We start from the raw sequence: 22,269 nt of genomic DNA, 5'->3' as shown, positions 1-22,269 counted from the left end.
TACCCGGCCGCCCCACCCGTACGCCCCTGACTTTTCACCGCCCGTCTCACCCGGCGAACTCGGGCTGCGCCAGCCCCCGCCCCGCGTCCGGCACCACCAGCAGCGAACCGCCGAGCGGCGCCGCGCCCGGTCCGCCGCATGCCGTGGTGACGTACAGATCGGTGCGCGCCGCACCGCCGAACGCGCAGGCCGTGGGGCAGCCGACCGGCATCGGCAGGACCCGTTCCAGCACGCCGTCGGCGCTGTAGTGCCGCACCTGCGCGCCCTTGAACATCGCCACCCACACGCCACCGTCGGCGTCCACCGTCAGCCCGTCCGGGTAGCCCGCCGTGTCCGCCGGCTCCTCGATCTCCACGAACGGGCGGCGGCCGGTCACCAGCCCGTCGTCCGTCACGTCGAAGACGTCGACGCGCCGGGTGGGAGTGTCGATGTAGTACATCAGCCGGCCGTCCGGGCTCCACCCGGTGCCGTTGCTGACCGTGACGTGCGACAGGACACGGGTGGCCCGGCCGTCCGGCGCGATCCGGGTCAGCGTGCCGCGGCCCGGCGCCTCGTCGTACGCCATGGTGCCCGCCCACAGGGAGCCGTCGGGCGCCACGGCCGCGTCGTTGCCCCGGCACCCCGCCACCGGCTCGCGGCACAGCCAGGAGAACGCGCCCGCCGCGTCGTACACACCCACGCCGTCCCGCAGGTTGACCACCAGCCCGCCCCCGGCCCGTGGTTTGGCCGCGCCGACGTGCTGCTCGGTGGCCAGCACGGTACGGCGGCCGGTGACCGGGTCGAAGGTGTGGACGCGCGCGGAGAGGATGTCCACCCAGATCAGCCGCCCGGCGCGGGCGTCCCAGGTGGGCCCCTCGCCGAGCCGGGCCGGCGCGTCGACGGCCACCTCCCAGGCCCTGTCTCCGGACCTGGCCCCGGTCACGGCCGCCCCCGGTATCCGAGCCGCGCGGACAGCTCCCCGGCACCCCCGCGGGCCAGCCCGGCCAGCTCGGCGCACCGCTCCTCGCTCCACCGGATCATCGGCACCGAGACGCTGAGCGCCGCCACGACCCGCCCCGACCGGTCCCGCACAGGCGCCGCCACACAGCTGACGTCCGGGTTGGACTCGCGCTGCTCAACGGCGACGCCGCGGTCCCTGATCAGCGTGAGCTGGTCCCGCAGCTCCTGCGGCGAGGTGACGCTGTGCTCCGTCATCGCCGTCAGCTCACCACCCGCCGGTACGCGTTCGGCGAGCGCGGGCTCCGGCAGCGAGGCGAGCAGCATCTTGCCGACGGCGGTGCAGTGCGCGGGCAGCCGGCGGCCCGCCGCGGACACCATGCGTACGGCGTGGATGCTGTCCACCTTGGCGACGTAGATGACGTCGGCCCCTTCGAGCAGTGCGACGTGCACGGTCTCCCCGCACGTCTCGGCGACCTCACGGGCCACCCGTTCCCCCTCGGCCGCCAGGTCGAGCTGCTCCGCGTACCGGCTGCCGAGCTGGTACGCCCGCACCCCGAGCCGGAAGCGCCCCGGCTGCTCGGGTACGTACGCGAGGTAGTTGCGCGCGACGAGCGTGCTGACCAGCTCGTGCACGCTCGTGCGCGGCAGGCCGAGTCTGCGGGTGATGTCGGGGGCGGACAGCGTGCCGTCCCCGTCGAGGAAGAGCTCCATTATGTCCAGGGCCCGCGTCACCGCGGGCACGAGCCGCCCCATGTGCTCACGCCCTTCATCCGTCCCGTACCGCCGGTCCCGCCGGACGTTCGGCATACCGGCCACCTACCGGTATCACGGACAGAGCCTAGGCCGCACCACCCCCCTCGGCAACGGTCCCGGCCGGTGCCCGTGTCGTCCTGGTGGTGTCCTGTGGTGAACGGGTGGCAGCCTTCCCCGGCGGTCGGTCCCACGACCGCGTCGGAAGCCCCCGGTCAGCGCCGGATCGCGTCCGGCATACTCACCGTCGGGGAGGCCGACGACGGGGAAGCCGCGTTCGCGTGGCTGACCGAGCGGATCACGCGGGGCGCGTACGACTGGCAGGCCGCCCTCCAGGAGACCCGCCGGGTACGGGCGGCGGCTCGTAAGGCGAGGGCGGCGGCCGGAAACGGACGGCGCGAACGGCCGCACCTGTGCGAGCCCGGCACAGTCGTGGCGCTGTGGGAGGACGTGGCCCAGTCATCAGTCGTGTCACGCACCGGCGGCCGCCCCCACCGCCTCCGCCTCGCGGGTCGTCTTGGTCCACCCCGTCTGTCCGCGCAGCATGCGGAACAGTGCCCTCCAGGCGCAGAGGAACGACATGTAGTTCATCCCGACGAAGGAGTGGCCCATGAGCAGGGCCCGAGGCAGGCCGACGTTCCTGTCGCGGCGCAGATAGGCCCAGGAGGTGATCAGGGCGGGGGCGAAGGCCAGCAGGTACCAGGCGAGGAGGTTGAGGGGGAGGCGCAGCCAGGTGCCGTTGACGGCGGCGGCCGGTCTGCCCCGCAGGACCAGGACGTCAGGGTGGCGGACGAACCAGTACAGGCAGTACTGGAAGAGCAGGGACCAGGGCAGGTCGAGGACCCAGGGCACCAGCAGGTAGGCGAACATCTCCAGGGCCGCCAGGTGGCCCATGCGCGGGGCGCGCCAGATCTCGCCCATGCGCCCGATCGCGGTCATGTGGCCCTGGTACCAGCGGGTGCGCTGACGGATGAGACGCCGCAGGTCGCTGACGCCCTGCTGGTCGACGGAGGCGTGTGCGGTGGTGCGCAGCCGCCAGCCGCGCACGGCGAGGCTGATGGCCAGGTCGAGGTCTTCGGTGAGGGACGGGGACCAGGGGCGTTCGCCGAGGCCGTCGAGGGCGGAGAGGCGGGTGAACTGACCGTTGCCGCCGAGGCTGACGGTCTTGGTGAGGTTGCGGCCGAACTGGGTGACGGCAGCCATCGCCCAGAACTGGTAGTCCTGGAACCAGGTCAGGAAGTTCGAGCGGCGGTTGCGGATGCGGACGCCGAGCTGGACCCCGCCGACCCGCGGGTCGTCGAAGAGCGCCAGGACGTGGGACAGCGCCCGGTCGGAGAGGCGGCCGTCGGCGTCCATGACGCACACCACGGTCTGTGCGGGGTCCTGCCCGAGTGCCGCGACGCGCTCGCGCACCACGCGGATGGCGTGGTTGAGGGCCTCGCCCTTGCCCTGCCGGGCGTCCGGCGGCTCGCGCCGCAGAATGGTCACTTCGCCCTGTTGTCCGGCCGCGTGGGCCGCCGCGCCCGCCTGCTCGGCGACAGCCCCCGTGGCGTCCTCCGAGCCGTCGTCGACGACCAGGACGGTGGTGCGCGGGCCGAGGAGGCCACTGACCGTCGCGCCGATCACCGACTCCTCGTCGAGGCAGGGTACGAGGACGTAGAGGTGGTGGCGGTCGCGGCGGCCGAGGTGCGGGCGGCCGTAGGAGGTGTTGCCCTGGGCCCGTAATGTGGCTTTCTGGCGGCGCAGTTCGAGCAGCCCCGCCCCCATGGCCAGGGCGAGATAGCCGGCGGACAGGCCGATGACGGTGCGGCCGATGGTGTCAACGGTCTTGAGCAGGGCGGGTCTCACCCGGGTGCCTCCCTTTGTGACGACGGGCCTCGGCGGCCAGGGCGGGTGTGGCGGGAGACGGCCGGGTACGGATCGGCGCGTCCGGGCGGCCGGGCCGGGGCAGGTGCGCGGGCACGGGCCGGCCACCGCGCCCCAGCCTGCGCTGGATCTCCCGCCCCAGAACGAAAGTCAGCGGTACCACGGCCGCGCCGATGGCGGCTGTGAGGACACCGCGTCCACCGGACGTGCCGACGCGTGCCGCCGCCATGCCGCCTGCCAGCGGCCAGGTGGGTCCCAGGTACATGGACGGGCGGCACCTCCGGGCGGCAGGACGTCCTGTGCGCAGGCCAGCGGGTACGCAGGTCAGACAGCGGATCGGGCACCGGATCGAGCCGGGGCGGGGCGGGCAGTGACCACTGTGAACCACCACGCGGCCGATGGCCAGTCCCCGCCGTGGCGCCCCGGCGCCGCCCGGTGACGGTTTTGCGTCGATGGCCCGGGCCCGGGAAATCACGGACGGCCGTGGGCACCTGGGCTTTTCCGTTTTCCCAGCAGGCCTATTGGTTCGATCCGGCCAATCCCATGACTCCGGAACCATTGCCCACGTTATGTCCCGGCGTTTAGCGTCAGCGGACGCGGAATGAGTGCCGGACCACACCTGCATTCTCCGCCGTCGCCTGCCACAGGTGCAACACGTCGCATGTTCAACGTCAGTGAGCTGCCTCGCCCTTACGCGAACCCGCCGTATACCGACGCGATGAACGGTGTCTCCATGCGCCTGATCTCCCCTCCCGCACCCCACCCGGAAACGACTCGGAATTGAGCGGCCGACAGTGCGTCGCCATTGTCGTGGGCACCCGCCCGGAAGCCATCAAACTCGCTCCGATCGTCCGCGCATTACAACGGACGCGCTGGGCCGAGCCGGCCGTGCTCACCACCGGACAGCACGGCACGGTCGTACGGGACACCCTCGCCTGCTTCGGACTGCGCCCCGAAGCCGAACCGGACCCGCCCCCCGGTACGGGCCGCACGGCCAGCACCGGGTCGGTCACCGAGCTGACGGCCGGTCTGCTCAGCGGGCTCGGCCCCCGGCTGCGCGCACCCGCCGTACACGCGGTGCTCGTCCAGGGGGACACCTCGTCCGCGCTGGCCGGGGCGATGGCCGCCTTCTTCGCCAAGATCCCGGTCGTGCACGTGGAGGCGGGGCTGCGCTCCGGTGACGTGCTGAGCCCGTTCCCGGAGGAGGCCCACCGCCGGATGATCGCCGAGCTGAGCGGCCTCCACCTGGCGCCCACCCTCGCCGCCCGCCGGAACCTGCTCGCCGAGGGGGTGGCGGCCGACCGGATCGTGGTGACGGGCAACACGGTGATCGACGCCGTCGTCGCCGCGAGCCGGAGCCCGCGCCCCCGTGCCGTATCCGAACTCCGGGGAATCGACCGGAATTCCGCTCCCCTGGTCGTGGTGACCGCACACCGGCGGGAGAACTGGGGCGAGCCGATCCGGCGGGTGGGCCGGGCGGTGGCCACCCTGAGCCGTCAATATCCCGAGGTGACGTTCGTCGTCGCGGCGCATATGAATCCCGCGGTCCGTACGGCGATCGAGGAATCGCTGCGCGGCATACCCAACGTTCGGCTGCCCGGCCCGATTCCGTACGACGCCTTCGCCCGCCTCCTGTCCCGGTCCGTTCTGGCCATCACCGACTCCGGCGGAATCCAGGAGGAGGCGGCGGCCTTCGGTCTGCCGGTTCTGGTGACCCGGGACAACACCGAGCGGACCGAAGGGATCGATTCCGGTCTGGCCCGGCTCGTCGGTACGGACGAGACGGAGATCGTGGCGGCGGCCGAAAAGGAATTCGCCCGCGAGGGCGTGCTGGACGTCAATAAGCCGAACCTGCCATTCCCCCGGCCCAACCCGTACGGCGACGGGCGGGCCGCCCGGCGCTGCGCCGCCGCCTGCGGCTGGCTGCTGGGCCGGGCCCCCAGGCCGTCCGACATCTCTGCCGAGGCGATGCGATGACCGCTCCCGCCACCGTGCCCGTCATCGGCACGGTCATCACGGTCGCCGGCGACGGCGCGGCCGTCCAGCGCTTCAACGCCCCCACCGGCATCGCAGACAACTCCCCGTACGGCTGTTACCACGCCCAGGCCGCCATCGGGCGCCCGGCACCCGTACCGCTGTCCGTCCACGTCCTCTGATTCACGACAGGAGCAGCAATCATGACCACCGCATCCAGCACAGGAGCCGGTCCGCAGCCCGCGGGCCTGGCCGACGGCGCGATCGCCACCGTCGCCGGCAACGGCGTGGCCGGATTCATCTCCGACGGGGGGCACGGAGCGCTGACCCGGGTCCACTACCCCACCGGGGTGACCGTAGACAAGCAGGGCAACCTGTACATCGCCGACCGGTACAACCACCGCGTCCGCAAGGTCACCCCGAACGGCAACATCACCACCGTCGCGGGAGACGGCACCGCCGGTTTCATCTCCGACGGCGGGCCCGCGCTCGCCACCCGGCTCCACTACCCCGGCGACGTGGTCGTGGACGACGCGGGCAACCTCTACATCGCGGACACCAACAATCACCGGGTCCGCAAGGTGACGCCCAACGGCATCATCACCACCGTGGCAGGCAACGGCACCGCCGGATACGTCTCCGACGGCGGCCCCGCCATCGCCACCCCGCTCAACACCCCCTGGGCGCTGGCCGTCGACCGCTCCGGCAACCTCTTCATCTCGGACCACGGCAACCACCGGATCCGCAAGGTGAACCCCCAGGGCATCATCACCACCGTGGCCGGCAACGGCACCGCCGGTTACGTCTCCGACGGCGGACCCGCCATCGCCACCCGCCTCCACTACCCCTTGGGTCTGGCGGTGGACGCCGCAGGCAGTCTGTACATCGCCGACCGGCACAACCACCGCATCCGCAAGGTGACTCCCAACGGCATCATCACCACCGTGGCCGGCAACGGCACCGCCGGTTACGTGTCGGACGGCGGCCCCGCCCTCGGCACCCGGCTCCACTACCCGTGGGGCCTGGCGCTGGACGAGGCCGGGAGCCTGTACATCGGCGACGGGCACAACCAGCGGATCCGCAAGATCACTTCGGACGGCATCATCACCACCGTCGCGGGCAACGGCACCGCCGGATACGTGGACGACGGCGGTCCCGCCGTCGGCACCCGGCTCTACTACCCCTACGGCATCGCCCTGGACCGGAGCGGCAACCTGTACATCGCGGACTGCAACAACCACCGCATCCGCGGGGTGACGGCCGTGGCGCAGATGACGCCGCCGCCCCCGCCGACCGCCGATCTGTACGGCGAGGTCGTCAGCCCCTACCGCGTGCAGCGCGACCAGGAATTCGACCTCGGCGCGCGGATCCGCAACCGCGGCCCCAACCCGGCCGACGGGCAGTACGTGACCGTGGTGCTGAACCTGGCCGACGGTCTCGTCGGCGGCCCCGGCACCAGCGGCCGGCGGCTCACCCGCACCTTCACCGGCCAGCAACTGCCGGCCCAGCAGGGGATTCTGGACGGCGTGTTCCGGGTCAGCGCGCCGGAGAGCACCCCGCCCGGCACGTACCTCTCCACGCTGGAGGTCCAGTACGGCGGCGACCTCAACCTCAAGGACAACGCGTACACCCTGCCCGTCACGGTCGTGGTGCCCGACCCCGTGGCGGACGAGACGGCGCTGACGATCTTCCAGGACACCGTCCCCAAGGTCGCTCCGGGCCAGAGCGCCGCCTTCAACCTGCGCTACACCTCGCCCGCCGGGCAGCCGGTCAACCCCGGCACGATCGTCCAGCGCTTCACCGCGCCGACCGGGTTCGTCTTCACCGGGCAGCCCACCTACGCGTACTACGAGACCATCCACGGGGTCATCTCCGGAAACCTGGGCCACCAGATCCACGACGGCGGACGGACGCTGATCGTCACGGCGAATCCGCATGTCAACACCACCACCAGTGACACCGGCTCGGTGATCTACACCATTCCGGTGCAGGCCCGCACCGACGCGCTGCCCGGACGGTACGACAACGGCTCGGCGAGCGTCGGCCGGCACACCCCGGTCCAGCTCTCCGGCACCATCTCGGGCACCGCCCAGGACGAGACGGCGCTGCGTGCCGTGCAGGAGTCGGTGCCCGCGGCCGCGCCGGGCCAGCACACCACGTTCAATCTGGAGCTGCGGTCGCTGAGCCATCAGCCGGTCAACCCCGGCACGATCGAGCAGCGCTTCACCGCCCCCACCGGCTTCGTCTTCACCGGCAGCGCCTCGTACGGCTACTACTTCGTGACGCCGTACGTGACCGGAAACCTGGAGGCCCGGCTGGAGGACGGCGACAAGACCCTCGTCATCAACTCCAACCCGCATCTGAACACCGGGACCACCGACAAGACGGCGCTGATCTACACCCTCGGCATCCGCGCCCTGCCCAACGCGACACCCGGCACCCAGCCCGACGACGGCCAGGCCGTCATCGGCCGCCTCGCGCCCGTACCGCTGTCCGCCCAAGTTCTCTGACCACGGGAGGAGTTCCCATGGCAACCGAGACCACTCCCGGAAGGGGCCCGCAGCCCGCGGGCATCGCGCAAGGATGCATCGCCACGGTGGCGGGCAACGGCACCGCCGGATACCTCTCCGACGGCGGGCCCGCCACCCTCACCCAGCTCAACTGGCCGCACGGCGTGGCGCTGGACAAGAACGGGAACCTCTACATCGCCGAGCGGAGCAGCCACCGGATCCGCCGGGTGACCCCGCAGGGGATCATCACCACCGTCGCGGGCAACGGCATCGCCGGATACATCTCCGACGGCGGACCCGCCACCGCCACCCCGCTCAACGGTCCCTCGGCCGTGGCGATCGACGACGAGGGCAATCTCTTCATCGCGGATCTCAACAACCACCGCATCCGCAAGGTGGACCCGCGGGGCATCATCACCACCGTCGCCGGCAACGGACAGGCCGGTTACGTCTCCGACGGAGGGCCCGCCACCGCCACCCAGATCAATACGCCGACCGGCGTAGCGGTCGACCTCCAGGGGAACCTCTACATCGGTGAATGGGGCAACCACCGGGTCCGCAAGGTGGACACCCGGGGCATCATCACCACCGTCGCGGGCAACGGCCAGGCCGGATACGTCTCCGACGGCGGACCCGCCACCGCGACCAAGCTCTACCAGCCCGCGGGGGTGGAGGTGGACGGCAACGGGAACCTCTACATCGCGGACTGCAGCAACCACCGCATCCGCAAGGTGGACACCCGCGGCATCATCACCACCGTCGCCGGCGACGGCACCGCCGGGTACGTCTCCGACGGTGGCCCCGCCACCTCCACCCGCATCAGCTCCCCCTTGGACGTGTGCCTCGACGACGCCGGAAGCCTCTACATCGCGGACACGATCAACCAGCGCATCCGCAAGGTCGCGTCGGACGGCAGCATCGCCACCGTCGCGGGCGACGGCACCGCCGGATACGTCGATGACGGTGGGCCCGCCCTCTCCACCCGGCTCTACCAGCCCCGGTCGATCGCTCTGGACCGCGCGGGGAACCTCTACATCGCCGACGCGAGCAACAACCGCGTCCGCGGGGTGACCGAGGTCGCCACCATGACCCCGCCGCCCCCGCCCACCGCCGATCTGTACGGCGAGGTCGTCAGCTCGCCGTCGGTCCACACCGGCCAGGAGTTCGACCTCGGCGCCCGGATCAAGAACCGCGGCCCCCACCCGGCCGACGGCCAGTACGTGACCGTCGTCCTCACCCTCGCCGACGGGCTGCGCGGCCCGGCCGGCACGTCGGGCAACCGTCTGTCCCGCACGTTCCCCGGGCAGCAGCTCCAGCCCCAGCAGGGCTCGCTCGACGGCGTCTTCCGCATCACCGTGCCCGGTGACACGCCCCCCGGCCAGTACACCTCCACCCTGGAGATCCAGTACGGCGGCGACCTCAACCTCAAGGACAACACCTGCACGCTGCCGGTCATCGTCGTCGTCCCGCCGCCGCCGACCGACGAACGGGCGCTGTCCATCACCCAGGACACCATCCCCCAGGTGGCTCCCGGCCAGCGCACCGCGTTCAACGTGAAGTTCGACTCGGCCGGCAGCCGCCCCGTCAGCCCCGGCGACATCGTCCAGCGCTTCACCGCCCCGAGCGGCTTCCTCTTTCCCGGGCAGCCGACCTACGCGTACTACAACACCGCCCAGGGTGTGATCTCGGGCAACCTCGACTACCGCATCGAGGACGGCGGCCGGACCCTGACCATCACCGCCAACCCGCACGTCAACACCACCATCAGCGACACCGGCCCGCTGTACTACACCATCCCCGTCCAGGCACGCCCCGACGCCGCGGCCGGGACCTTCCAGAACGGCTCGGCCAGCATCGGCAGGCACACGCCCGTCCAGCTCTCCGGCACCATCACCGGCTCCGCCCAGAACGAGACCGCGCTGCGCGCCACCCAGGAGAGCGTGCCGCAGGCCGCCCCCGGCCAGTCCACCACCTTCAACCTGGAGATCCGCTCGCTGGCCGACCAGCCGGTCAACCCAGGCACCATCGAGCAGCGCTTCACCGCCCCCACCGGCTTCGCCTTCACCGGCGGCGCCTCGTACGGCTACTACTACGTCCAGCCCGCCGTCACCGGGAATCTCGACACCCGCCTGGAGGACAACGGCAGGACGCTGATCATCTCCTCCAACCCGCACGTCAACACCGGCACCACGGACAAGACCGCACTGATCTACACCATCGGCATCCGCGCACTGGCCGACGCCGAGCCGGGCACCCGGTCCGACGACGGCACGGCCGCCATCGGCCGTCTGACGCCCGTACCGCTGAGCGCCCGCGTCACCTGACCTCCCCTCCACCACAGACCCAGGGCCCCGACCGCGGCACGGTCGGGGCCCTCGGGCTGCGTCGGCCAGGCCGAGGCGTCACCCCGCACGAAGCCCGCGCCTCCCGCCCTCCGGACCTTGCCCCGGCTTCGTGTAGAACGGACCGGTCAGGTCAGCCGTTGAGGTACCGAGGAGAGGATGAGCGTGAACGCGTCGGTGGACAGTGACAGTGAGCTGAGCGATCAACAGCTGGCAGCACGACAAGCGGAGCTGCAGGCCGAGGCCGACGCGGTGAGTGCCGACCTGGGGCTGGCCCGGATGCTGTCGGAGCAGGGCGAGGCCGTCCGGGTGGGGAGCGCGGCCCTGGGGCTGATGGTGGTGCCGGATCTCGACGTCACGGTGATCTGCCCGGAGCTGACGGACCGCACGAAGCGGGCGGTGGCCAGGGTGGGGTCCGAATTAGCCGTGCACGACCGCGTACGGCAGGTGTGCTTCCGCGACGACACCGGCCACTGGAACACCGATCCCGGCTATCCGGACGGGCTGTACCTCAAGATTGACTGCCGCTCCGCGGCCGGGCGGGACTGGACCGTGGACATCTGGTTCGTGGACGAGCCGGACCGCCAGCCCGACCTGGCACACGTCCGTACGCTGCCGCCGCGGCTGACGGACGCCCACCGGGCGCACATCCTGCGGATCAAACAGGTACTGGCCCTGCGGCCCGACACCGGCGGGCGGGTGCCCAGTTACGAGGTCTACCGCGCGGTGCTGGACGGCGGGGCCACGACGGCCGAGGAGTTCGACCGGTGGTACGTCCGCCCGTAGGCGGCGGACGGTGACAGCGGGGCGCCGGGAGGCGGAGCCGGGTGTGTCCGGCCCCGCCTCTCCGCCGTACGTGCGGGCCGCACGAACCGTCCGTCAGCCGAGGGACCGAGGCCCTTCGGCGAGCGGCCGGTAGTCGTTGACCGGGAAGTAGTCCTCGGCCGTTCCCTCCCGGTTGACGTCCCAGGTGGCGCAGTGCAGCGATCCGCCGTACTCGAAGACGTCGCGGAAGGGCACCGGGAAGACCTCGAACCCGAGCTTGTCGAGCAGGTCCTGCAGCGGCTTCTCCCGCTCCTCGCACACCACCTTCGTCGGGGAGATGCTCAGCACGTTCATCGACAGCCACTTCGAGGACTGGCAGTACATGGGCATCTCGTCGTTGGTCGACGACGGCTGGGGCACGTCGACCAGTTCCCAGCCGTTGCGCAGGAACAGCTGTTCCTCGCCCTCGCGCAGCGGCCGCTCGGGGTTGGTCAGCACCAGCCCCGGCCGCAGCGGCACGAAGGTGCAGTCGATGTGCGAGGGGAAGAAGTCGAGCGGGAAGTGCACCGGGTGGACCCGGAAACCGCGCGGTTCCAGATGGCGCTTGAGCCAGTGGATGCCCGAACGGTTGGTGGTCATCGACTCCTGTACGACGATGTCGCGGCCGAACCGGCTGATGTCGGCGGCGTCGAAGATCACCTCGTCCTGCGTGACGCAGAACTCCGAGGAGTGCATCCGGCGGTGCCGCTCCTCCAGCGGCCACTCCCAGAATTCCTGGCGGTACATGGAGTCGGCCATGGACGGCTTGGGCGCCACGGTCCACACCATGCCGGGGTCGTTGTTCCAGTACGAGTAGACCAGTCCGCGGTACGCCTGGTACTCGAAGTACCGGGCGCGGCGTGACATCGTGGCCTCGATGATCTCGTTGCCGAGCGTGATCATGACGTCCCTGGGGCAGACCACGCAGTACTGGTTCTCCACCTGGAAGTCCGGCGTGCGCAGCGGGCTCGTCAGGTCCGGCGCCTCGGGCCTGTGGACGGTGACGCCCTGCGATTCCAGCAGCCTCGCCAAGCCGTCCAGCTGCTCATTGGCACGGCCGATCATCTCGGCCGGTTTGGGTCCGGTGGGGAAGGGCGCCGTACCGCCGTCCGGGGTGCGCAACTGCGGCCGGTGCCCCGGCTCGGCCGGCTCGAAGCAGGCGTTGTCGGCGACTCCGACGATGATCTCGCGCAGCGGGTCCCATTCGTTCCAGGAATTGACCAGGCTCGTCGGTCGGCTCATGGTGTACGCCCTTTCGTTCGCGCTTCGGTGCTCTGGTGCTTTCGTGCTCGTGCGCTTCCGTGCTCGTGCGCTTCCGTGCTCGTACGTGGTGCTACCGGCGTTTTCCGGGTCCCAGCGGGAAGCTGCGCAGCCCGGGGTCGCCCAGGTGGGCGGCGAGGGCGGCGCAGGCAGGCCCGGCACGGTGGCCGGGTGCGGGGGGCGAGACGGCGGTCAGCGTCGCGATGCCGCCCGCCGTGCGGTAATCGATCGCCGATCCGCCGTGCCGCAGCCGCGCGGCTCCATCCGTGGCGGCGCCCGCGTGGCCGGTATGCGCCACGGGCACCGTCAGCGAATACGACGGCGCCGCAGCCACCGCCCGGCGTACGACCCGTTCGAGCGCGGCGCTGCCGATCCCCTCCAGACCGGGCTGCTCCTCCTGAACCGCCCGGTTGAACAGGTAGACCGGGAAGTTGGGCAGCGCGGCCCGCAGACCGAGTCCGGAGGCGTGCCGCGGGTTGAGTTCGGTGGCCGTGAAGCCGTCGGGCGTCAGCAGTCCGTCCACGCTGAAGATGCCGCGGTAGCCGGTGGTGCGGACCAGTTCCCGGCCCGCGCGCCGCGTGGCGTCGCGCATCTCGCGGTCGGCGGACGCGCCCGGCCGCCAGTGGGTGGCGGAGCCGCAGAACAGCAGTCTGCCGGTGGCCGGATCGCCGAGGGTGACGATCTCGATCGGTGTGAACACCGCGATGCCGTCGGGCAGCGCCATGCCGAGCACGCTGCACGGCACGCCGTCCGCGAAGCGGGCGATCCGTACCCGGTCGGCCCGGTCGGCGAGGTCACGTACGGACTCCTGGAACCTGCCCGGGTCGGGGACCCAGCGCAGTCCCAGCGAATCGCCGACATGACCGCGCGTGGAGTCGGCGGCGGCCACGACACCGGCCGGGCCGGCGATCTCCGCGAGCCCGATCTCCACCGGCCCCCGCCGCAACTGCTCGACGCCGACGACGACATGGGGCGGCGAGGCCACTCCGGCGGCGGCCCACAGCCGGTCGATGGTGGTCTTGTCCTCGACTGCGGCCCATTCGGGGCGCCGCCACCCGTACACCTTCCGTCCGAGGAACTCGGCGACCCCGGTGCGGGGCGTGCCGAGCGCCGTCCAGCGCCGTTCGGGGTCCAGCCCGTCCAGCCACCGCCGTACCTCCTGGGACGGGTTCCGCAGCCATGCCTCGAACTCGGGCCGGGTCATCTCCGGGCCGGATTCCCGGCACTGCCGGCTGTGCGGGACGGCGGGTGCCCCGGGCCCCGGGCCGGTGCGTGAGAGCACCGCTTCCACCCGTGCGCCGCACGCCCGCAGTTCGCCGACGAGCGAGGTGGCCCGGTGGTCGAAGTCGTCGAGCAGGAGCACCACGCCGCGACCGGACCACAGGCGCCGCAGCGCCTGGTGCACGGTGCGGACGAGGTCCGCCTCCTCCGCGTCGGCCCCGGAACGCGGGGCGCCCTCGGCGGCCGGCGGGCGTGTTCCCGGGGCCCGCCCGGTGGTGCTGGTCATCGCTGTCCCTTCCGGCCGGCCGGATCACCGTCGCGCGGCCCGGGTGTCGGCGCGCACGGTGTCGTCCGCGCGAGTCTGAGATAGACGGCGGCGCCCAGAAGCAGCGCGCACGCCATTACGGTCCACGGCGCGCCGCCCGACGCCGACAGCAGCAGCGTGTGCACACCGGGGCCGAGCGCCCCCGACAGTCCCCACGCGAGCTGGTACAGAGCGCTGTAACGCCCGGCGTCCTGCCGGGTGGCGAACGACAGCACGATGGTCATGGCGACCGCCCCGAACACCGCCTCGCCCAGGCTGAACACCAGGACGGTCAGCACGATCCAGACCGTGCCGCCGGCCTGGCCGAACCGGCCGAGCGGGACCAGGGACGCCAGCGCGACCGCGATGAGCACGGCGGCCAGCGCCATCAGCCGCATCGGCCGGTATCTGCGGCCCAGTCGCAGGGCCAGTGGCTGGAACGCCGGGATCGCCACACAGGAGAGCACGTAGGCCACGGGGGGCATCCACAGTGGCATCCCCAGTGAGCGGAGATAGACGGGCAGGATCGAGTCGAAGGCGACGCTGGAGAGGGTGATGGACAAGGTGGCGCCGGTGAAGGCGAGGAAGGGGCGGTTGGCCAGGACCCCTCGGTAGGAGGCCCGGCCTTTCGCACCCTTGCGTGGCACGACGGGTGCCGGCCGCAGGGGCCGTCCCACCCAGCGGAACATCACCCCGGCGACGGCGAAGCTCGCCGCGTTGACCAGGGGGATGGCGTGCCACAGGGCAGCGCCGCCGGCTTCCTCGAAGGAGGCGCCCAGGGCCACGGCCAGCGCACCCACCCCGAGGCCGACGTTGCGCAGGGAGTTCATCAGGGCGAACAGGCCGCGTTGCACCTGCTGTGAGGTGGTGACGCTGTCGACCAGGCCCGCGTGTGACGCCCAGTAGAGCCGGTCGCCGAAGCTGATGGTGAAGGCGATGGCGGCGACCGTCATCGGGGTGTCCGCCAGCAGGTAGCAGGGGAAGCCCAGTGTCCGCAGCGCGCAGCTGAGCGTCGCGGCCGGGAACGGCCCCATCCGGTCCGTGATCACTCCGACGGCCAGCCCGCCGGCCAGCAGCGCGGCCAGCGCTCCCGCGCTCAGCGCGGAGCCGGCGGTGGTCAGGGCCATGCCCTGGCCGTAGGTGAAGTACAGCAGCGAGAAGGTGATCCACACGCCGCTGCCCACGGCGTCGACGATCATCGCCGTCATGAAGGCGCCGGTACGCGCCACGGGCCGGGTCACCGGTTCGCCGGGGGCGTCGGCCGCGCCGCGCCCGTCGTCCGCGGCGTCCGTACCTCCCGTGCCTTCCGTCCCCGGGGTCAGCCGGTCTCCCACAGCGCCTCCCCCGACCACCAGTCCTCGACCGCGCGCAGTTGCGGCTCGACCTCCTCGGCAGCGTCGACCCGGAAGACCAGCTCGGCGATGCTGTCCGTACTGGACCGCGGCCCCTCGTAGGACGTGCCCACCTCGCCGTACGCGGCGAAGCGGTGGGCCCGGGGCAGTGGGCACGCGGCGGGCAGGTGCCGCAGCGTGCCGCGCCGGGGCGGGAACCAGGCCCACCCGTACCGGGGGCGGGCGCCGTCGTGATCCGGTACGCCGGCCGTCAGCCCGGCTTGTCCGCGCAGGTGCGCGGCGTAGAGGTTGACTCCGGTGGAGAGTTCGTACGCCTCCACGATCCCGCAGCCACCAGGGCGGCAGGCGATCTCGCACAGGAGGAGTTCGTCGTCCGGCGTGTGGAAGAACTCGGCGTGAAAGGCGGTCACTTCCTCCACGGCGGGCAGCGCGGCGACCACGGCGGCGGCCGCACCGGCCAGCCGGTCCGCGAGAGGGTCCGACGGCGTCAGCATCCCGCTGATGCTCGGGGTGCCGTGGGCCGCCGTGTCGAGGTTGGCGTGCAGGTAGCGCGACGCGATGCCGTGCAGCACCTCCCCCTTCGCCATCAGTCCGTCCACGTGACACACCACGCCGTCCACGAAGCGTTCGGCCAACCAGGTGCCGTCGCCGGGAAGTTCGCACTCCCGTACGGCACGGTGGTCGCGCAGCACCCGGACGCCGACCGAGCCCGCGCCGTCCGCCGGTTTGACCACCACCGGCAGACCGTGGGCAGCCGCGAAGGACCGCAGCTCACCGGTGTCGCGCACCAGGGCCATGGGGGGCACCGGGACGCCGTGCCGCGCTGCCAGCGCCTTCATCCGGTGCTTGTCCCGGTAGGCCAGGGCGCCGGCCACCGACTGGCCGGGCAGGCCGTGGCGTTCCCTGGCCCGCGCCGCCCGCACCACGTCGATCTCGGCCGTGGTGACCACCCGTTCCACGCCCTCGTCCGCGCAGAGTGAGTCGATCAGCTCATCGACCTCGGCCGACTCGTAGTCCTCCACGGTCTCCAGCCGCGTGAAGCACTCCTTCAGCGGGCGGGGCGAGGGCCCGGTCAGGGCGGACTCCGCCGTCAGGACGATCAGGGACGCCTCCGGCAGCCAGGCCGGCAGGCACGGGAGTATGGGCCTGCGGTTGAGCAGCAGCAACGCCATGGACGGCCTCTCCGGGGCGGGGGGTCAGAGGGGGGAGCTACGTAGGGGCACTCCGGCAACGCCGCGTGCAGCGGTGTCGGGAGGCGGGCGCTCGACCGGAGCTAGGATGCAGGCTCCGAGCACTGGGCGATCAGTTGCCGCAGCGCCGCGGTGGCGTAGCAGCCGGACGGCAGCAGGAAGCTCACCTCCACGGCCCGGCGCCCGGGGAACTCCTCGTCCGGCCCCTCCTCCTCGGCGGTCACCGTCGTCTGGATCACGGTGGGCCGCACCGTGGGACGCTCCACGGGCCCGTCCTGGTACGCGTACCGCGTGTACGGCAGTTCGTGGCAGGCCGCCAGGAGCGCCGCCACGGCCCGCCCGGTGGTGGGGAAGCGGTAGGGCAGGCCGTCGACGCGGGCCTCCGCTGACTCTTCGGGGCAGACGGTGCCCACCAGCTCCCGCACCTGGGCGTTCCATGCGTACGAGGAGTGCGCTGCCAGGTAGAAGGCCACGGTCCTGGGGTCGAGTTCGCGGAAGAGGTCCCGGTCCGGGCCGTCCCACCGCTCGGCGGTCCCGCTCTCCGGAGCGCCGAGCCCGGCCAGTTCCCGCCGCGCCAGCGCCCAGTCCTCCTTGAGCAGCGCCTCGCCGACCAGGTGGGTGCGCCGGGGGCCGCCGGGGACGCCGAAGCGCTGGGTGTCGTAGTAGTTGACGAACAGCAGGTTCATCCGGTGCCGGGCCGCGAGCCGGGCGGCGGTCGTCTCGTCCAGGCCGCGCAGTACCACCCGGAATCCGTTGCCGTTGAGCCGGCCGACCCGCAGCGGCTCCCGCCCGTAGCCGTAGTGGCTCAGGCTCAGCAGCCGGTCCGGTCCGGTCTCCTCTACGAGCCCCGCGGACGGTAGTTCGCCGAGCGCGGCGGCCACCTTCAGCGGGACGGACAGCAGTTGCTCGGTGATGCCGTCCTCGTCCTTGAGGCCGGCATAGCCCACGTCGCGGCTGGGTACCCCGAGCCGGTCCGCCACCAGCCGTACGGCCTCCATCGTGGTGTATCCACGCTTGTGCAGCAGGAGGTAGCGCTGGTCGGCGGTGGCCTCGTCGGTCAGCGCCAGGACCAGGTTCTCCCGTACCCGGAAGTCCTCCGGGCGGTGCTTGAGCACCAAGGTGCCGGTCATGCTTCTCTCCCCTCGTGTCCGGTGTGCTACTGGGCGGACCACGCGGCGACCCGTTCGCCGATGACGAGGGCGACCAGGTGGGTGTTGGCCCGTATCGGTACCGGGATGACCGAGGCGTCGGCCACTTGGAGCCGCTCGGTGCCATGGACCCGGCAGCGGCCGTCCACCACGGCGTCCGGATCGTGGGCGGGGCCGATCCTGGCGGTGCCCATGGGGTGGTGCGCCGTCCGTGCCGCCTGGCGGATGAAGGCGTCCAGCCGCTCGGTCGAGCCGGCCGTCTCCTCGTCCATGGCGTCCGTGCCGATGAGTTCCTTGGTCAGCGCGGTGAACGCGGGCTGCCGCAGCAGTTCCCGGCACAGTTGGACCCCGGCCCGCTGACGGCGCAGGTCCTCCGCGTCCGCGGTGTAGTCGATGCTGATGCGCGGCGGTGTCTCCGGGGCGCGGGAGACCGCGGTGACGGTTCCCCGGCCCCGGGGGGCCATGAGGTTGGAGGTCACCATGAACGCCCGGCCGCCGGGCACCCGGTCGGCCAGGTGCGGGGCGTACACGTCCAGTTCCACATGGTTGAGCACGTAGAGCTGCATGTCGTTGGGGGTGTCCGAGCCCGGTGCCGTGTACCGCAGGAGGACCTGTGCGCACGGGTCGGACGGATCGCACAGCCCGGGGACGGGGAGGACGCCGATAGGGACCTGGGAGTGGTCCGACAGCCCGGCGCCGACGCCCGGCAGGTCGGCGACGACGTCCACGCCGAGCGCGCGCAGGTGCGCGGCCGGGCCGACGCCGGAGCGGTGCAGCAGCGCGGGGGTCGCGTAGGCGCCGGCGCACAAGGTGACCCGGCTTCCGTACACCCGTGTGGCGCGGCCTCCGGAGACCGTCACGACACCGGTCGCGGTGTTTCCCTCGAACAGCACCCGGTCGACCAGGGTGCCGGCCGCGATCGTCAGGTTGGGCCGGCCGCGCGCGGGGTCCAGATACGCGGCCACGGCGGAGACGCGGCGTCCGCCCTCGGCGAGGTTCAGCGGCAGCGGCCCGACACCGGTGGACCCGGGCGCGTTGTGGTCGGCGGCGTAGGGATGGCCGGCGGCGGCAGCGGCCTCCACCAGGGCGGCCGACAGCGGGGAGAACTCGGACCGTGCGGGCCGGCGCAGCGGCAGCGGACCGCGGGAGCCGTGGTGGGGGCCCGAGAAGTCCGCGTCGGCTTCCAGCCCGGTGAAGTACGGCAGGACGTCCGGCCACGACCAGTCGGTGCCGCCCGCCCGCTCCGTCCACCGGGCGAAGTCCTCCGGTTCGGGGCGCAGCGCGATACAGCTGTTCACCGCCGAGGAGCCGCCGACCACCCGGCCCCGCGGCAGCGGCAGCCGGGCGCCGTCCGGGCGTTCGGCCGTCAGCGCCCAGTCGTGGTCCACCATCGACGGGGTGCACCCGTTGCGGAGGTCTTCGGGCAGGCGGGCGGGGTCCGGGTAGTCGGGGCCCGCCTCGATCAGCAGGACCCGGCGGTCCGGGTCCTCCGAGAGACGGGCCGCGAGTACCACTCCCGCCGGGCCCGCGCCGACGACGATGTCATCGAAGCCCTGACGCACGGGTACTCCTCTCCGTAGTGTGCGGTCCGGACGCGGCCGGTCCCGGTAAGGTCCCGGCCAGTCGCAGCAGCCAGCCCGACAGGTCGGCGGGCCGGGTGAAGCGCAGCACGTCCAGTTCGATGTCCGGGGCGTCGCGGGCCAGCGCCCGCACCTGGTCGCCTGCCGAGTGCCGGGTGGCCCAGCCGTAGCGGAGGATGTTCTCCGGATCGGTGAACACCGACCGCAGCGGCGGTTCCTGGTTCCCGCTCCACAGCACTTCCTTGTGCAGCGACCGCAGCAGGGTCCGCAGCACGAGGCTGGTCATCGTGGTGCGCAGCGGATAGTCGAGCCAGATGAGCAGGTCGGCCCGGCGCGCGAGCGCGGTGGCCACCTCCGGGTAGTGCCACTCCGTGATCCAGCGGGGCTGCCCGGCCGCCCGGGCGACGTCCTGGGCGAACTCGGAACGCACCTGCCAGCCGGGTTCGTAGTACAGCTCGTCCAGTTCGATGCGGGGCAGTGCCAGCAGGCCGGCGCACTTGTCGGCGACCGTCGTCTTGCCCGCGCCGCTGCCGCCCGCGACCAGCACCCGGTCCGGCCGGCGCGGCAGGGCCGCCGCCGGATTGAGCACGTGCAAGACCACCGTCGGCGTTCCTTTCGATCCGTTCCACGGGCCGCTGCCGGCCGTCGCAGCCATGATCACCGGCTCCCGGCGGATTGACACCCTGACAGGTGTACGGGTGTGTGCGGCCCGGCGGAGCTGCATGATCGTTGGCATGTCGCTTACCAACGGTGAGATCTCCGGCGTGGCCGCCGACGTGGACGAGGGCCGCGCCCGTGAGCGTGACAGGCGCTTCGTATGGCATCCGTGGTCCCCCGTGGGCGGTGCGGACCAGGACGCTCCGGTCCTGGTGTCCGGCCAGGGGTACCGCGTACGGGACGCGGCGGGACGCGAGTACCTCGACGCCATGGCGTCGGCGATGAACGCCAGTTGCGGGCACGCGCACCCCGCCCTGATCGCGGCGGCCGAACGGCAGATGTCCCTGCTGCCGCACTTCGACCTGAGCGTGGGCACGCATCTGCCCGTCGGCCGTGCCGCCGAGCGGATCGGCGCGCTGCTGCCCCAGGGGCTCGACCGTACGCTGTTCGTCAACAGCGGCTCGGAGGCGACCGAGGCCGCGGTGCGGATCGCGCACGACTACTGGACCAACAAGGGCGAGCCCAGGAACCGGATCGTCACCTTCGCCGCCGGCTACCACGGCACGACCTACGTCGCCCAGCATCTGTCCGGGCTGCCGACCAACGCCGTGTACGGCGGCGAGCCCTTCCCGGTCACCCGGGTGCGGACCTCGCTCCCGCCGAGGGAACTGCGCACACCGGAGGCGCTGCCCGTACTGGTCGAGGAGTTCGAACGCGCCGTACTCGACGGGACGCCGCCCGCGGCGGTGTTCGTGGAGGCGTTGCTCAACGTCGGCGGAGGAGTGATGCTGCCGCCCGGATTCCTGCGGGCGCTGCGCGACCTGTGCGACCGGACCGGTGCCCTGCTGATCGTGGACGAGGTGTTCTGCGGCTTCGGCCGTACCGGGCGGATGTTCGGCTTCGAACACGACGGCGTCACACCGGACCTGGTCACCATGAGCAAGGGCCTGAGCGGCGGGTACATACCGTTCGCGGCGCTGACCACCACGGAGGAGGTCTACTCCTCCTTCGCGGCCGACCCGCTGATCGGCGGTCTGCGGTACGGGCACACCACCGGAGGACACGCGGTGGCGTGCGCGGTGGCGTGCGCCGTGCTCGACGTCATCGAGGAACGCAAACTGGTCGAGGCGTCCGCGGCACTGGGCGAACAGCTTCTGGCGGGCCTGCGCCCGCTGCTGGACCACCCGGACGTCAGTGACGTGCGGGGGCTGGGCCTGGTGGCGACGGTCGAGTGTGCCCGCCCCGAGGCCGCGGCGGACCTGGCGGCCGGGGCCAGGAAGCGCGGTGTGCTCCTGCGCCGGCAGGGCACCGCCGTGATGGCCATTCCACCGCTGGTCATCGACGAGAGCGGCGTGGCGGAGCTGGTGCACGCGACGGGTCAGGCGCTTGCCGCCCTGTGACGCGCTGGTTGGGGAGCATCCTCAGGTGCTCCTCCCCGACCAGGCCGGAGCGCAGGGCCATCGCCACGATCGCTTCGCGCTTCCAGTAGGTGCGCTTCCCGTCGGCGGCCCCGGCCCATTCGCCCACCCGCAGCTTGTGCGTGGCCAGGTAGTCGATGTGGTGATTGACCGCGGCCCGGCTGATCCGGTACACGGGCCGGCCGCTCCCGAGCCGTTCGATCACCTCGGCGATCGTCGGCACCGCGCCGGGCGGTGAACCGCGTAACTGGGGTTCGCACAGGGCGACCAGGACCCGGAAATAAACACAGCGCTCGTCGAGCCGGGGCCAGTTGGCAGCGCTTTCGGACAGCGAGGAGGGAGCCAGGTAATGCGGTTCGGGACCGAATACGTCGACCTTCCCGGCTCCCCGCGGCACCGGCAGGACGAGCCGGGCCAGTTCGAAGGGAATGGGTATGTCCCGGCGGCGCGGCACCACCTTGACGAACTCCCCGCCGGTCTCCATGTTTTCGACGAAGTAGGTGTCCTCGGCGTGCAGGTTCGTCAGGCACCAGTGGCCGTCCCGGGCCGTGACGACAGCGAGTCCGTGCGGGTGAGGGCCGGTGTCCGGAGCGAAGGCCAGGGAATCCGCCCGCTCGTCGTACCGGATGACCGCGCCTTCGCCCTCGGCGAGTTCACAGCGTCCGGCCGCGGCCGGACGGGTGGAGTCCCCGAGAATCCATCCGGAGAACTGAAGAGTCAGAGTCCGCACAGTAAAAAACCCTTCCCCCGATCGGTGGTGCATGAAACTGAACATAGGAGTCAGAAACCGAATTCACCGTTCCGCTGGTCGGGGTCACAGTAACCGGGGCATTACACCCCGGGCAATGCCCTCACTCGAACGTCCGGAATACCCCGGTCGGCACACATACCGGCATTGTGTCCGCCACGCACAATGACCAAAATCCGCCGGGTACCCGCCAAACGCCGAGGACG

At 71.9% G+C, this 22,269-nt stretch carries 17 protein-coding genes; 6 read left to right on the top strand and 11 right to left on the bottom strand.

What is annotated here, in order from left to right; all coding sequences use genetic code 11:
* Positions 1-46: 46 nt before the first annotated feature.
* From ACZ53K_RS10585 to ACZ53K_RS10575, 3 genes are all read right to left on the bottom strand, one after another.
* Positions 47-922, bottom strand: a complete 876-nt coding sequence (locus ACZ53K_RS10585) for an SMP-30/gluconolactonase/LRE family protein (RefSeq protein ID WP_468833783.1) — start codon at positions 920-922, stop codon at positions 47-49.
* The gene (locus ACZ53K_RS10580) at positions 919-1,692 is read right to left on the bottom strand and encodes an IclR family transcriptional regulator (protein WP_468834019.1); all 774 of its coding nucleotides are present in this window, start codon (positions 1,690-1,692) and stop codon (positions 919-921) included. Before ACZ53K_RS10580 ends, ACZ53K_RS10585 begins: the two co-directional genes overlap by 4 nt.
* A 468-nt stretch (positions 1,693-2,160) precedes the next feature.
* Positions 2,161-3,537, bottom strand: coding sequence for a glycosyltransferase family 2 protein (locus tag ACZ53K_RS10575; RefSeq protein ID WP_468833781.1), 1,377 nt, complete (start codon positions 3,535-3,537; stop codon positions 2,161-2,163).
* Between the two features lie 798 nt (positions 3,538-4,335).
* Here ACZ53K_RS10575 and wecB point away from each other — a divergent pair.
* From wecB to ACZ53K_RS10550, 5 genes are all read left to right on the top strand, one after another.
* Positions 4,336-5,532, top strand: a complete 1,197-nt coding sequence (wecB, locus tag ACZ53K_RS10570) for a non-hydrolyzing UDP-N-acetylglucosamine 2-epimerase (protein ID WP_468833779.1) — start codon at positions 4,336-4,338, stop codon at positions 5,530-5,532.
* Entirely contained in the window at positions 5,529-5,711 is a 183-nt protein-coding gene (locus tag ACZ53K_RS10565) for a hypothetical protein (protein ID WP_468833775.1), read from the top strand. The genes wecB and ACZ53K_RS10565 overlap by 4 nt, the downstream gene beginning before the upstream one ends.
* 21 nt (positions 5,712-5,732) lie before the next feature.
* Positions 5,733-8,039, top strand: coding sequence for an NHL repeat-containing protein (locus tag ACZ53K_RS10560; protein ID WP_468833773.1), 2,307 nt, complete (start codon positions 5,733-5,735; stop codon positions 8,037-8,039).
* A 17-nt stretch (positions 8,040-8,056) separates the two neighbouring features.
* Positions 8,057-10,363, top strand: coding sequence for an NHL repeat-containing protein (locus ACZ53K_RS10555; protein ID WP_468833771.1), 2,307 nt, complete (start codon positions 8,057-8,059; stop codon positions 10,361-10,363).
* 177 nt (positions 10,364-10,540) lie between these two features.
* Entirely contained in the window at positions 10,541-11,167 is a 627-nt protein-coding gene (locus tag ACZ53K_RS10550; protein WP_468833768.1) for a hypothetical protein, read from the top strand.
* Positions 11,168-11,260: 93 nt separating this feature from the next.
* Here ACZ53K_RS10550 and ACZ53K_RS10545 read toward each other — a convergent pair whose 3' ends face one another.
* The 7 genes from ACZ53K_RS10545 to ACZ53K_RS10515 form a co-directional block, all read right to left on the bottom strand.
* Positions 11,261-12,427 (bottom strand): glycine amidinotransferase, encoded by a 1,167-nt coding sequence (locus tag ACZ53K_RS10545; RefSeq protein ID WP_468833766.1) that lies wholly within the window; start codon positions 12,425-12,427, stop codon positions 11,261-11,263.
* A 91-nt stretch (positions 12,428-12,518) separates the two neighbouring features.
* Entirely contained in the window at positions 12,519-13,952 is a 1,434-nt protein-coding gene (locus ACZ53K_RS10540) for a hypothetical protein (protein ID WP_468833763.1), read from the bottom strand.
* Positions 13,949-15,304, bottom strand: coding sequence for an MFS transporter (locus ACZ53K_RS10535; protein ID WP_468833761.1), 1,356 nt, complete (start codon positions 15,302-15,304; stop codon positions 13,949-13,951). Before ACZ53K_RS10535 ends, ACZ53K_RS10540 begins: the two co-directional genes overlap by 4 nt.
* The gene (locus tag ACZ53K_RS10530; RefSeq protein ID WP_468833758.1) at positions 15,289-16,494 is read right to left on the bottom strand and encodes an ATP-grasp domain-containing protein; all 1,206 of its coding nucleotides are present in this window, start codon (positions 16,492-16,494) and stop codon (positions 15,289-15,291) included. The genes ACZ53K_RS10535 and ACZ53K_RS10530 overlap by 16 nt, the downstream gene beginning before the upstream one ends.
* A gap of 101 nt (positions 16,495-16,595) precedes the next feature.
* Positions 16,596-17,642 carry a tRNA pseudouridine(13) synthase TruD gene (gene truD / locus ACZ53K_RS10525; RefSeq protein WP_468833756.1) on the bottom strand — a complete coding sequence of 349 codons (1,047 nt, stop codon included), beginning with the start codon at positions 17,640-17,642 and terminating at the stop codon, positions 16,596-16,598.
* Positions 17,643-17,668: 26 nt separating this feature from the next.
* Positions 17,669-19,222, bottom strand: coding sequence for a GMC family oxidoreductase (locus ACZ53K_RS10520; protein ID WP_468833754.1), 1,554 nt, complete (start codon positions 19,220-19,222; stop codon positions 17,669-17,671).
* Positions 19,203-19,841: a P-loop NTPase family protein gene (locus ACZ53K_RS10515; RefSeq protein ID WP_468833751.1), complete on the bottom strand. Its 639-nt coding sequence runs from the start codon at positions 19,839-19,841 to the stop codon at positions 19,203-19,205. The genes ACZ53K_RS10520 and ACZ53K_RS10515 overlap by 20 nt, the downstream gene beginning before the upstream one ends.
* A gap of 133 nt (positions 19,842-19,974) precedes the next feature.
* Here ACZ53K_RS10515 and ACZ53K_RS10510 point away from each other — a divergent pair, with 133 nt between their 5' ends.
* Positions 19,975-21,297: an aminotransferase family protein gene (locus ACZ53K_RS10510; protein ID WP_468833750.1), complete on the top strand. Its 1,323-nt coding sequence runs from the start codon at positions 19,975-19,977 to the stop codon at positions 21,295-21,297.
* Here the strand turns inward: ACZ53K_RS10510 and ACZ53K_RS10505 are convergent.
* Positions 21,233-22,045 carry a hypothetical protein gene (locus tag ACZ53K_RS10505; protein WP_468833748.1) on the bottom strand — a complete coding sequence of 271 codons (813 nt, stop codon included), beginning with the start codon at positions 22,043-22,045 and terminating at the stop codon, positions 21,233-21,235. The genes ACZ53K_RS10510 and ACZ53K_RS10505 overlap by 65 nt on opposite strands.
* Positions 22,046-22,269: the final 224 nt, after the last annotated feature.

Source organism: Streptomyces sp. NPDC033221, from assembly GCF_055577005.1.
The sequence above is the reverse complement of the archived record's forward strand: the minus strand, read 5'-3'. Positions and strand labels throughout refer to the sequence as shown.